8 protein-coding genes and 2 pseudogenes are annotated in these 12,271 nt (G+C 71.6%); 7 read left to right on the forward strand and 3 right to left on the reverse strand.

What is annotated here, in order from left to right; translation table 11 throughout:
* The first annotated feature begins 48 nt into the window (after positions 1–48).
* Together ACZ6TD_RS44645 and ACZ6TD_RS44650 are read left to right on the forward strand one after the other, a co-directional pair.
* Positions 49–399 carry a winged helix-turn-helix transcriptional regulator gene (locus ACZ6TD_RS44645; RefSeq protein ID WP_471347506.1) on the forward strand — a complete coding sequence of 117 codons (351 nt, stop codon included), beginning with the start codon at positions 49–51 and terminating at the stop codon, positions 397–399.
* 174 nt (positions 400–573) lie between these two features.
* Positions 574–780: pseudogene (locus tag ACZ6TD_RS44650) on the forward strand (MFS transporter); the annotation flags it as partial.
* A gap of 278 nt (positions 781–1,058) precedes the next feature.
* Here ACZ6TD_RS44650 and ACZ6TD_RS44655 read toward each other — a convergent pair.
* Positions 1,059–1,802, reverse strand: a pseudogene (locus ACZ6TD_RS44655) (class I SAM-dependent methyltransferase).
* A 198-nt stretch (positions 1,803–2,000) separates the two neighbouring features.
* Here ACZ6TD_RS44655 and ACZ6TD_RS44660 point away from each other — a divergent pair.
* The gene (locus tag ACZ6TD_RS44660) at positions 2,001–2,207 is read left to right on the forward strand and encodes a hypothetical protein (RefSeq protein WP_471347507.1); all 207 of its coding nucleotides are present in this window, start codon (positions 2,001–2,003) and stop codon (positions 2,205–2,207) included.
* Between the two features lie 118 nt (positions 2,208–2,325).
* Here the strand turns inward: ACZ6TD_RS44660 and ACZ6TD_RS44665 are convergent, their stop codons facing one another.
* Positions 2,326–3,327, reverse strand: coding sequence for an alpha/beta hydrolase (locus ACZ6TD_RS44665; RefSeq protein WP_471347509.1), 1,002 nt, complete (start codon positions 3,325–3,327; stop codon positions 2,326–2,328).
* A 202-nt stretch (positions 3,328–3,529) separates the two neighbouring features.
* Here ACZ6TD_RS44665 and ACZ6TD_RS44670 point away from each other — a divergent pair, with 202 nt between their 5' ends.
* The 3 genes from ACZ6TD_RS44670 to gap all read left to right on the forward strand — a co-directional run bounded on the left by ACZ6TD_RS44670 (position 3,530) and on the right by gap (position 10,238).
* On the forward strand, positions 3,530–8,095 hold the full coding sequence (locus ACZ6TD_RS44670; RefSeq protein WP_471347511.1) for a phosphorylase family protein: 4,566 nt from the start codon (positions 3,530–3,532) through the stop codon (positions 8,093–8,095).
* Between the two features lie 63 nt (positions 8,096–8,158).
* A complete protein-coding gene (locus tag ACZ6TD_RS44675; protein ID WP_471347513.1) occupies positions 8,159–9,106 on the forward strand; it encodes a GlxA family transcriptional regulator in 948 nt (315 codons plus the stop codon).
* A gap of 133 nt (positions 9,107–9,239) precedes the next feature.
* Positions 9,240–10,238: a type I glyceraldehyde-3-phosphate dehydrogenase gene (gap, locus tag ACZ6TD_RS44680; RefSeq protein ID WP_471347515.1), complete on the forward strand. Its 999-nt coding sequence runs from the start codon at positions 9,240–9,242 to the stop codon at positions 10,236–10,238.
* 80 nt (positions 10,239–10,318) lie between these two features.
* On the opposite strand, the gene ACZ6TD_RS44685 is transcribed toward gap, so the two are convergent.
* Complete coding sequence (locus ACZ6TD_RS44685) at positions 10,319–11,170, reverse strand: helix-turn-helix transcriptional regulator (protein ID WP_471347517.1); 852 nt, start codon at positions 11,168–11,170, stop codon at positions 10,319–10,321.
* A 152-nt stretch (positions 11,171–11,322) separates the two neighbouring features.
* Between ACZ6TD_RS44685 and ACZ6TD_RS44690 the strand changes: the two genes are divergently transcribed.
* Entirely contained in the window at positions 11,323–12,090 is a 768-nt protein-coding gene (locus tag ACZ6TD_RS44690) for an SDR family NAD(P)-dependent oxidoreductase (RefSeq protein WP_471347518.1), read from the forward strand.
* The last annotated feature ends 181 nt before the right edge of the window (positions 12,091–12,271 follow it).

Here is a 12,271-nt window from a genome sequence, read left to right on the forward strand (position 1 = left end):
CCCCCATATGGATATACGCGTACATAGCGCAAAGGAAATAGAGCGAAGATGACACGCAGCCGTGCTCAGGACACCAATGTCTGCGGAGTGACCGCCGCGATCGCCGTGATCGACGGCAAGTGGAAGACCGCCCTGCTCTGGGCACTGGAGTCCGGTCCGCATCGCCCCGGTGAGCTACGCCGGCGGTTGCCGGGCCTCAGCGAGAAGGTTCTGACTCAGGCGCTCCGTGAGATGGAGACGGACGGGCTGGTGCACCGGGAAGTCCACGATGTGCTGCCACTGAAGACCGTGTACTCCCTCACCACGTTCGGCCGCGACCTCTCCGAGGCGCTGGCCCCCCTGTCCGATTGGGGACACCGTCGCCTGGAGAAGCTGGCCGAGGCCCAGTCGGCACCCTGACGCAACGCCACCTCCGTGTCATCCGATCCGGCGGCCCTCCGACCGCCCGCCACCAGATTCGCGCGGTCGCCCGTCGCTGCCAAGTACCCACAAATAAGTGGGTACCGCGGATGGCACGGGACCCGTGGTCCTGCGCGTCTGATCCCGTGCCTGCCGGGTCAGATGCCGTGCGGCCGCATCCGCGCGTTCACCGCGGGGAACGTGGCCAGTCTGCCGGCGGCGCTGGGGCGCGGTGGCCTGATGTTCATCCTGATCATCTGGTTGCAGGGCATCTGGCTGCCCCGCCACGGCTACGGCTTCGAGGAGACCCCGCTGTGGGCGGACATCTACATGCTGCCGCTGACCATCGGCTTTCTGATCGCGGGCCCCTTCTCCGCCTGGGCCGGCTGTTCAGCTCGCCGAACCGGGCGGCCACTCTCTGGTGATCGCCGGGCTCGCCGGTTCGCTGCCCGGCGCTCGACCCAGGGCCTGACCGTGGAAGGGGTCCCGACCGGCGATGCGGCGAGGGTCGCCGCCCTGCCACCGGTCGGGGTGCTGCTCGGACGTGCCCGGGGGATGTCCACCCCGGCAACGCCCGGCCCCGGCAACGTCCGGCCCCGGCGATGTCCAGACCCGGCAGTGTCCAATCCCGCTCAGAGGGCCTCGACGGGAGCGGTTGGCTAACGGTTCGGCGGGATTCGGTAGACGGAGACGTGGGAACGCGACTCGGCGGTGAATTCGGCGCCGGCCCAGTCCGCGTGCCTGCTCTCCAACTCGAATCCCGCCAGTCGCGCCATCAGATCGAGTTCGGCCGGCTAGATGTAACGGTGCGGGCTGCGGGTCAGCCGGGCCTGCCGGGTGTCGTCGAACCGGAAGTGGTGCGAGACGACGTGCTGGCGCAGTACGTCGTAGGTGTCCAACCCGATGTACCCGGGCTCGGCTTGCCAGACGGTGGCCGTCTGGCCCGGCGGGAGCTTGCGCAGCTCGGGAACCCAGAGCTCGATCACGAACCTGCCACCGGGCTCGAGGTGGCGGGCGGCGTTGCGGAAGCACTCGACCTGCTCGGCCTGGGTGAGCAGGTTGGAGATGGTGTTGTAGACGAGATAGACGAGCGTGAAGTCCCCGGGAGCCACGGACGTCGCCATGTCGCCCACGATCACCGGGATCGTCGTTTCGTCGGCCCTGGTGCGCAGTTGCTCGACCATCGGACGCGACAGCTCGATGCCGGTGACGGGGACTCCTCGTTCGGCGAGCGGGACGGCCACCCGGCCGGTGCCGATGGCGAATTCGAGTGCCGCTCCGCCGCCTGCGAGCTCGGCCAGGCGGTCCACGGCCGGCCTCAGGATCTCGGGCGCGAACATGCCCGTGCCGGGCGTGTCGTAGCGCTGCGCGGCATCGACGTCCCAGATCTCCTCCTGGTTCATGCCGTCACCCTTCACCGCCGGGGTACGCGATGTCCACTGAATTTGCCCCGGGTCCCGGGCCCCGATCCCCGGGCCCGGGTTCGCCCATGCGCCCGGCACCGCGCTCGACCTTCACATGATTCCCACACACCACCGTTGACGCGGTGAGGTGTGGCGGGCACCCGGCCTGGGTCGCCTGCTGAGGAAGGGGCCTTCGTCGTGATCGTTGTAGCGGTCTCAGTGCTGCCCACGCTGGTTTTGATGCTGCTGGTCATGGACCGTGTCGAGGACTGGCTGTCCGGGGCGCCCTCGGCCCCGCGGCACGCACGTGTGCGGCGTCATCTGCGCTTGATTCCCGGCGGGGCGCGGGAATCGCGCTCCCGGCCGACGACCGCGCCGTCCGAGCGGCGGTCGGACGCCGCGTGAAGCCGGTGGCTGGGGGTACGCGTGGCGGGCCTTCACGACGGCGGTGGTCCGGGTGCGTCCGGAACCAGGAGCAGGTGGTCACCCGTCCCGCCCGGTGACCGGAATCCGCCCGCCCGGCTCATTCCGCGGGCCTCGGCTCGGTGTTCCTGGAGTGAGCGAGGAGGCGCCTGAGCCAGTGGGTGCGGGCGTTGCGTGCGTCCTCGCTGATGGCCGCCCGCGGTGCCATGCCGTCGAAGCCGTGGTACGCGCCGGGCCATACGTGCAGTTCGGCCTGGCCCCCGGCCCGCCAGATCCCGTTCGCGTACGCCACGTCCTCGTCGCGGAACATCTCCGCCGATCCGACGTCGATGAACGCAGGGGGAAGACCGGAGAGGTCCGTGGCGCGGGCGGGCGCCGCGTAGGGTGGCACGTCCGCCGCGCCGTAGCGGTCACCCAGCAGCGCCTTCCAGGCGGTCTCGCCGGAGACGAGGTCCCACAGGCCGAGGCCGGACATCTGGCGGCTGGAGAAGGTGTGTCCGCGGTCGTCGAGCATCGGGCACAGCAGGAGCTGCCCGAGGATGCCGGGGCCGCCGCGGTCACGGATCAGCAGGGCGAGCGCCGCGGCGAGGCCGCCGCCGGCGCTCTTCCCGCCGACGATGACGCGGTCCCCGTCGACGCCCAGTTCGGCCGCGTGTTCGGCGGCCCAGAGGAGTCCCGCGTAGCAGTCCTCCAGCGGTCCGGGGTACCGCGTCCGCGGCGCCAGCCGGTACTCGACCGAGACGACGGCCATGTCCAGCGGGTGGACCCATTCGCGAAGGATCCGCGGAAGCACCGACCACGCGTTGCCCATGATCATCGCGCCGCCGTGCATGTAGTACAGCAGCGGCAGCGGCCCTTCGCGCCCGGCGGGCCGCACGCTCACCAGCGTGACCTCGGGCCCGTCCCGCAGCCCCGGTACGGACAGCTCCGCCACCTCGAAACGGCCATCGGCCCGGAGGTCATCGGCCGTCGGCCTGGGCCGGGTCGCGGCGTCCCGCTCCCGCCGGGCCGCGAGATTTCCCGGGGTGAGCGGCTCTCTCGGCCCGTTGCCCAAGGACTCCAGTGCGACGCTCAGCTCGGGGTCGAACGGAGGCACCGCCATCGGCCTCGGGGCAGGACGGCTTGTGTGGGGGAGGTCCATACCGCGCATCCAAGCACCGGCGCCGCCCCGGCGGTACCGAACCGCGGCGGCTCGTACGTCCGTCGCGGTTCGGTACGTGCGCCGGGTCCCAGCCGCGGGAGATCGCGGACGGTAGCATTTCGCCCGCGAGCCGCACGAGGGTCGACCGTGGCCGGGGGGAGACGTGGAGAGCACCGGGTATCACAGCGACTCACTCGTCGTACTGACCGCGCTGGACGTGGAGTACGAGGCGGTCCGGGCGCACCTGGTCGATCCTCGGCCGCAACTCCACCCGGCGGGCACCCTGTTCGAGGTGGGCCGGCTCGACGGTACGCCGTGGCGGGTGGCGCTCGCCGAGCTGGGCGACGGCAACCAGGGGGCGGCCGTGCTGACCGAGCGGGCGATCACCATGTTCGGCCCGCGCGCCGTGGCATTCGTCGGGGTGGCGGGAGCCCTCAAGGGCGATATCCAGCTCGGGGATATCGTTGTGGCCACGCATGTGTACGCGTACCACGGTGGCAAGGACGAGGACGGCGCGTTCCACTCCCGTCCGAGGGTCTGGCCGGTGCGCCAGGAACTCGACCAACTGGCCCGCATGGCCCGCAGATCCGGTGCGTGGACCGATCTGCTGCGGGAACGCCCGCCCGGCGCCGCCCGCCCGGCCGTCCACCTCAAGCCCGTGGCCGCCGGTGAGGTCGTCCTCAACTCCGCGGACTCGCCCCTGAGACGGCAACTGCGCCGGAACTACCAGGACGCGGCCGCCATCGAGATGGAGGGCGCGGGCGTGGCGCAGGCCGCCCATCTCAACGCCGCGTTACCCGCCCTGATCGTCCGCGGGATCAGCGACCGGGCCGATGGGAAGAAGTACGACGCGGACGCCGAGGGCTGGCAGTCCCGCGCGGCGCGCCACGCCGCCGCCTTCGCCTTCTCCGTCCTCCGTGAACTGCCACCCGGCGGCGGCCCGGCCGCCACACCCGGGCCGGCAACTCCCACGGGCCCGACGGAGGCACCCTCCCCGGAAAGTCCGACGGCCCCGCCCTCGGCCCCGGCTCCGCCTCCGCCCCCGTCCCCGGACGCGGGAACCCCACCGGACACCGGACCGGCCGCACACCGTCAACTCCTCCGCTGGGCACGGAGGTTCTCGGACGATCTCGACCTCGTGGACTCCCCGCGGCCGGACGGTGACACCGGCTCCCCGCCGCAGCTCAGCGGCGGGCTGTATGTGCGGCGCGCCATCCAGGACCGGGTGGTGGAGGCCCTCTACGACGATGATCCGAAGGCGGTCCTGGTGACCGGGGACGCCGGGAACGGCAAGAGCAGCCTGCTGTGGGGCCTCGCCCGGGACCTGACCGTTCTGGAGGACGCCGAGGTCTTCCTGGTGAACGCCGCCTGGCTGCTGCGCCCCCTGGGCGGCGCCTCCGCACCCCCCATGCTGACTCCTGCGACCGTCGTGTCCGGGGCCGCTCACGCCCGGACGCGGGGGCGCACACCCGTCGTGCTCCTCGACACCGCCGATCTGCTGCTGCACGACGACCACCACGAGATGACGCTGCTCGACCTGTGCGAGGACCTCGCCGCCGCCGGTGTCCGCCTGGTGCTGACCTCCCGGCCGGAGGAGGCGAACCGGCTGCGCACCGGCTTCCTCCGGATGTCGCTGGGCCCCTACGACGACGGCGAGATCCCGCACGCCATCCGTGGCCACGCCGCTCTCTACTGCCCTGACGCCGTCCCCCGGGACGACGGGGCACGAGTGCGGAGGCTGATGGAGCCCGTGGCCCGCGGACTGCCGGTGCGCGAGGTGTGCCGAAGCCCCCTCCAACTGCGGCTGCTGTTCGAACTCGCCCGGGACGACGGGGCGTTCCCCAGCGCCGAGATCGACGCCACCGGCCTCTACCGCCGCTACTGGGACCACCGGGTCGTCACCGACCGGCGCCATCACGGCAACCAGAGCGCCACGGGGCCGGAGGACCTCTCCTCGATCACCGGCGCGATCGCCGTGGTGCTGATGTCGGCCGGCCGTACCGAGCTGTCACGCGAGGACCTGGTCGAGCGGCTCACCTCGCCGCACGGCGGCCCCCGCCCCGCGTGGCCGTACGAAACCGCCCGCGTCCGGTCGTCCCTGGACCTGCTGATCGACCGGGGCGTGCTGGGCAGGGGAGCCTCGGACGGCATCCACTTCTTCCACCAGACCATGTTCGAGTACGCGGCCGCGCGTGGTCTGCTGCACCTCACCGGGGCGCGGGCGCTGCTGTCGCTGTGCGAGTGGATCGGGTCCCACCCCCGTGACTTCTTCGTCGGGGCGATCCTCGAACAGCTCCTCATGCTCGCCGCGGGGTCCGAACGGTATCGCGGCCCGGTACGGGACACGCTGATCCGCATGGCGGCGCACGACGACGCCATGATCCTGCACACCGTCGCGGTGGCCGTCGCGGCGAGGAACCCGGCCGTGGGCGTGCCCGTCGAGCCCCTGCTCGCGACGGCGCCGCACGGCGTCGCCCGACGGTACGCGGTCCTGGCCCCGACCGTACGCGACACGGACGTCGACGCCCTGCTGCCACAGCTCCGCGGGCTGTGGGAGAGGCAGGAACCCAGCCTGCAGGAGGCCGTGCTCGAAGCGCTGGAACGGCTGGCCGCCCAGAACTCGCTCGCGGTCCACGCCGCACTGGCCGACTGGGGCTGCGTACGGGAGCTGACCGGGCGCCGTACGGCCGGCGCGGGCCTCGACGTCCTGCCTCGGCTGCTCGTGCTGACGTCACACGTCGATGTGGCGTCAGCACGGACCGGCCTCATGGACATGCTCGACTTCGCCCTGACCCGGGGGCTGGCGGAGCTGGCGTCCGGCGTGATGACCCTGTGGGCCCGACACTGGGAAACACTGGGCTCGGCGGAATGGGCCACCGCCGTCCAGGAGCGTCTCCGGCGTGTGCGCCTCGCGCGGAAGTCGTACGACGTCGAGCTCTTCCAAACGGCCCTGGCCAGGGTGGTGGCCGCCTCGTGGACCCACGACCACGGACTCCCGGGCGACCAGGGACTCCCCGGTGGCCACGGACTCCCCGCCGACGCCCCCGACAACCCCGACGGCGGCCCCGCCGCCGCACCCCACCCCTGGCTGCGCCGCCTCGACACCGCGGTGGCGCTCCTCGAAGCGGACGACCACGACACCGCGGGCAACGCCGGACTCATCGCCGCCACAGCCGTCCTGACCACTCTGCCGCACGGCCACTGGGCCATCGAGGCCACCCTCGACCGCTGTCTGGCGATGACCGGGCCGGGAGCGCCGCACGCACTGCAGCACCGGATGGTCTTCCCCCTGCTGCTCAGCACCGACTGCGCCGCCGCGGAACGCCTCGTCCACCGGCTCGCTGCCATGCTCAAGGCGCTGCCCTGCCCCGAGAACCAGCCGGTCACGCCCTCGCAACGGCTCGCGCTGGTGGCCCGCCGCGTCCTCGCCCACCGGGACGTACCCCCGCACCGCGTCCGGCAGGTCCTGGAACACTCCGGCTGGGAGGCCGACTCCGAGCTGTGGCTGTCCCGGGACGGCCTGGCCACGCTCCTCCTGCCGGCCGCGCTCGGCGGTCACCCCACCGCGGTGAGCAGGATCGAGAAGGCGACGACCGCCCCGGCCGCCGCCCGGAGCCTCGTCCGCCAATCCCTGCACCGGGCGGTCACGGACGCCGGGCTCCACACCGAGCGCCACATCGGCCTGCTGGTGAACCTGGCACTCATGGACGCCGACACCGTGCTCCTGGAGGCCATCACCACCGGCCGGGCCAAGAAGGGCACGGGTCCGCTGCCGCCCCTCGCCCATGAGCGGGTGCTGGCCGCACTCCGGGCATCGGCCCCGGCCCTCACCGGGCTGATCGCGGACGAGGTCGCCGAGGGCAACAGCGGAAAGCGGCAGCGCCAGGCACTCACGCTGTGGGAATGCTCCGTGTCCGCCGGCGTCCTCCCCGCGCCCGGCCTGACCGAACTCCTGCCCCGGTACGCCACCTTCTCCGACCAGAAGACCCGGGCGGCCTTCCTCGGGCTGGTGGGAACCATCGCGGCGCGCGAGCCCGCCCAGTACACCACGGCACACACCTTCCTTTCGGAGCTGGTGTTCGACGCCGGGGGAACCATCCCCCTCCTCGACGACGCCTCGGCCGCCACCCGGAACGCCGCCCGCAAGGCCCTGCTGCACGCCGCCTGCGAGTCCGGCCCGCTCACTTCCACGGCCCTCACCACGGCCCTCGACCTGGCCTTCGCCCCACCGACCGACGCCGGACTGATCAGCGGGCTCGGACAGCTGGTGCGCCGTCTCAGCGCCGCACACGGCGCGGCACCCGCCGCCGAACTGCTGATCCGTGTCATCGGCGCGGCCGTGGCCTCGCGACAGGGCCGCGCGGCGGAGAACCACCTCGCGAAGTCCCTCCGCGGCGCGATGGACAGCATCTTCGACCACGGCTCCCCGGCCGTGTACCGGAGACTGTGGGAGCACCTCAAGGAGCGCGGCCCGGAGGACGACGCCGACCGCGTGGTCTTTCCGGAGCGGTACGCCCTGGGGCTGGTGAGCTGCGCGATTCGCCGCTCGTACGCGACAACGCGCCGGGACCTGGAAGCACTTGTCGCCCATCCTCGGGTGCCGCGTCCCACCAAGATGTGGATCGGCGACCAGCTCAGGGCCCGCTCGCGGGAACACACCGAACACGACCTCAGCTGGGTGCTGGGTGGCCGGACGGCCTGGCAGCCAGTGGCAGGATGCTCGCGGTAGTCGTCATCGAGGTCACGGGTGCGCGCGGGGCCCCGTTCGATCGCGGGAAGCCGAAGGAGCCCGATGAGCCGGAAGAACCACCACGTCGTCGTGCTCGTGCTCGACGGCGCGAAGCCACTCGACGTCGGCATCCCCGCGCAGGTGTTCTCCCACCGGCCGAGCATGCCGTACGAGCTGCGGGTGTGCGGCGCCGCGCCCGGACCGGTGACCGGTGGCGAAGGGCTCTCGTACCACGTGGCCGAGGGCCTCGAGGCGTTCGAGCACGCCGACACCATCTTCATCCCCGGCTACCGGGAGCCGGCCACCACGGAACCACCGGCGGCGGTCGTCAGCGCGCTCATGGCCGCCCACGAACGTGGCACCCGGCTCGCGGCCATCTCCACCGGGGCGTTCGCGCTGGCGGCCACGGGCCTGCTCGACGGCAAGCGGGCGACGACCCACTGGCACTACACGAAGGCTCTCGCCGAGCGCCATCCCCTCGTGCGGGTGGACGAGAACGTGCTGTTCGTGGACGAGGGCGACGTGCTCACCTCGGCGGGTGCGGCATCCGGTATCGACCTGTGCCTGCACCTGGTGCGGCGCGACCACGGCGTCGGACTCTCCAACCATGTGGCGAGACGGCTGGTGGCGGCGCCCTATCGCAGCGGGGGACAGGCGCAGTACGTGCCGCGGAGCGTGCCCGAACCGCTCGGCGACCTGTTCGCGAGCACGCGGGAGTGGGCCCTGGCGCACCTCGCCGAACCGCTGACGCTCGAGGCGCTCGCCCGCAACGCGCGGGTGTCGGCGCGCACCTTCTCCCGGCGGTTCGTGGAGGACACCGGCTACACGCCGATGCAGTGGGTGCTCAGGGCGCGCGTGGACCTGGCGCGTGAGCTGCTCGAACGCACCGATCTGAGCGTGGAGCAGATCGCCGACCGGGTCGGGCTCGGCACCGGCGCGAATCTGCGCCTGCACTTCCACCGCATTCTCGGCACCTCCCCGACGGAGTACCGCCACACCTTCTCGGCCTGAAGCCTCCTGCCGAGCGCCGTTCGGGTGAAGGGTGCGATGGCCGTGGCGAGATCCTTGCGTGTGGTGGCGTTCATGCCGCTGTCGGCCGGAGATCAGGATGCCGACGATGGGGACGGAAACGAAAGGAATCTTCATGACCCGCATCGCCATCAATGGATTCGGCCGCATCGGACGCAACACCCTCCGCGCCCTGCTCGAGCGCGACAGCGACCTCGAGGTGGTCGCCGTCAACGACCTCACCGCTCCCGAGTCCCTCGCCCATCTGCTCAAGTACGACAGTGCGCTCGGCCCCCTCGGCCGTTCCGTCGAGGTCGACGGAACCGACCTCATCGTCGACGGCCGCCGCATCAAGGTGCTCGCCGAGCGCGAGCCCGCCGACCTGCCGTGGGCCGAACTCGGCGTCGGCATCGTGCTCGAGTCCACGGGCCGTTTCACCGCGGCGGACGCCGCCCGCGCGCACATCCGGGCCGGTGCCCGGCGCGTGCTGGTGAGCGCCCCCTCCGCCGGTGCCGATGTGACGCTCGCCTACGGCGTGAACACCGAGGCATACGACCCCGCCCGGCATGTGATCGTCTCGAACGCCTCGTGCACCACGAACGCGCTGGCCCCGCTGGCAGCCGTACTGGACGACCTGGCCGGTATCGAGCACGGCTTCATGACCACGGTGCACGCCTACACCCAGGAGCAGAACCTCCAGGACGGCCCCCACCGCGACCTGCGCCGCGCCCGCGCCGCCGGGGTGAACATCGTGCCCACCACCACCGGGGCCGCCAAGGCCATCGGCCTGGTGCTGCCGAACCTCGACGGCAAGCTGTCGGGCGACTCGATCCGCGTACCGGTCCCGGTGGGCTCGATCGTGGAGCTGAACACCGCGGTCTCCCGGGAGGTCAGCCGCGACGACGTGCTCGCGGCCTACCGCGCCGCCGCCGACGGCGAGCTCAAGGGCATCCTCGACTACGCCGACGAGCCGCTGGTCTCCAGCGACATCACCCGCCGACCCGCGTCGTCCATCTTCGACGCCGCCCTCACCCGCGTCGACGGCAAGCACATCAAGGTGGTGGCTTGGTACGACAACGAGTGGGGCTTCTCGAACCGCGTCATCGACACGCTCGAACTGCTCGCGCGCGACTGAGCGCGCCGACTGGCCGACCGTGAGGGGCCGGAACCCACCGGCCCTTCACCGCTGGCAGGCGTTGCGCCCGAGCCACGCGTTCAGGTGCGGTCCGCACCGCGCGGGGAGGGCCGGGTGCGTGTCGCGTGGATGGAGCCGAGCAGATGCAGCGCCTCCGCGCTGCCGCTGCCGGGCTCCGCGTGGTAGATGACGAGTTGCTGGCCCGGGGCCTCCCGTACGTCGAACGCCTGGTAGCTCAGAGTGAGGGGACCGACGTCGGGGTGCAGGAACCGCTTGGCCTCCTGAGTCTTCCCACGCACGGTGTGGCTGTCCCACAGGCGCGCGAAGTCCGCGCTGTCCTCGGTGAGGGTGTCCACGAGCCGGCGCAGGCGCGGGTTGTCCGGCTCGTAGCCCGCGGCCTGGCGCAGATTCGCGACCGTGGCCTGGGCCGCCCGGTCCCAGTCCTGGTAGAAGGTGCGGCCCGCGGGGTCCGCGAACGCCATGCGGGCCAGGTTGTCCGCCGGATGGAACGGCGAGTAGAGGGCGTCGGCCAGCGCGTTGGTGGCGAGGAGGTCCAGGGTCCGGTTGAGCACAAAGGCAGGCGTGTGGGGATAGCCGTCCATCAGCTGCCGCAACCCGGGACTGACCTGGTCGGAGACGCGGGCGGCGGGGCCGTCGGGCACCGTGCCGCCGAGCCGGAACAGATGGTCCCGGGCGTCGCCGTCGAGGCGCAGCGCGCGGCTGAGCGCGTCGAGCACCTGCGCGGAGGGGCGGCGCTCCCGGCCCTGTTCCAGTCGGGTGTAGTAGTCGGCGTTGACACCGGCCAGCACCGCGACCTCCTCACGGCGCAGCCCGGGAACGCGCCGGGTGCCGTGGCTCGCCATCCCGACCTCTTCAGGCCGAAGTCCTGACCTGCGGCTCCGCAGGAATTCTCCCAGGTCGTTGTCACCCATGCCGCCAGGCTACGAAACGCCGCGACCGGCTGCCTGGGTGTGTCGCACCCAGGCAGAAGGCGTCCTGGCCGACCCGTGGCGCACTGCCCAGACTCGGTGGCGCAAGGACGACCCCGCCGCTTTCCACGGCGGCACCGAAGAAGGACGGCACCATGACGGCATCCACTCATTCCGCCGACTCCGCGGAGTTCACGGGCAAGATCGCCCTGGTCACAGGGGCGGCACGCGGCGTCGGCAGGGAGACCGTCCGGCTGCTGCACCGCCGCGGCGCGCGGATCGTCGCCGTCGACCGGCGCCACGAGGTGACGGAACTGCCCGGGCACTTCCCGGGCGTACGCCCCCTGGTCGGCGACATCACGGATGAGGCGACCGCCCACCGCGCGGTACAGGAGGCCGTCGATGCGTTCGGCGGCCTGGACATCCTGGTCAACAACGCCGGGCGCACCCTCAACAAGCCGGTCACGGAGACGACGGCGGAGGACTGGGACACCGTGATGGCGGTCAATGCCCGAGGGGCCTTCCTCTTCGCCCGTGAGGCATTCCGCGTCATGAAGGAGCGCGGTGGTGGGGCCATGGTGAGCACGGGTTCCTACACGTGCACCGTCGCGCTGCCGGAAGGCGCCGCGTACAGCGCCTCCAAAGGCGCCCTGGCCCAGTTGACGAAGGTTCTCGCGGTGGAAGGCGGGCCGCTGGGCATCCGGGCGAACATCGTGGCCGCGGGTGTCATCGAGACGGACTTCCTCGATACGTTCCGCCCCGACAGCCGTGCGTACCTGGCGTCCTTCGCCGACGCGCAGCCGCTCGGCCGGGTGGCCCAGCCCGAGGAGATCGCCGAAGTGCTCTGCTTCCTCGTCTCGCCGCGCTCCAGCTTCATCACGGGCGCCGTGGTCGCGGCGGACGGCGGCTTCACCGCGATCTGATCGGGGACCCGCGTCATTTTCTCCATGTAGTGCTATACGGGGCATGACCGGAATGGCGAATAGATTCCATGAGCACGAATGGAATTTCTCATTCCATTCGCGCTCATTGCTCAGCTTGTGACTTGCGTCACAAGCTCATCCTCAATGGATCAAATTTTCGTATCCCTGTGAAACGATGCCT

It is taken from the genome of Streptomyces yongxingensis (assembly GCF_055597465.1).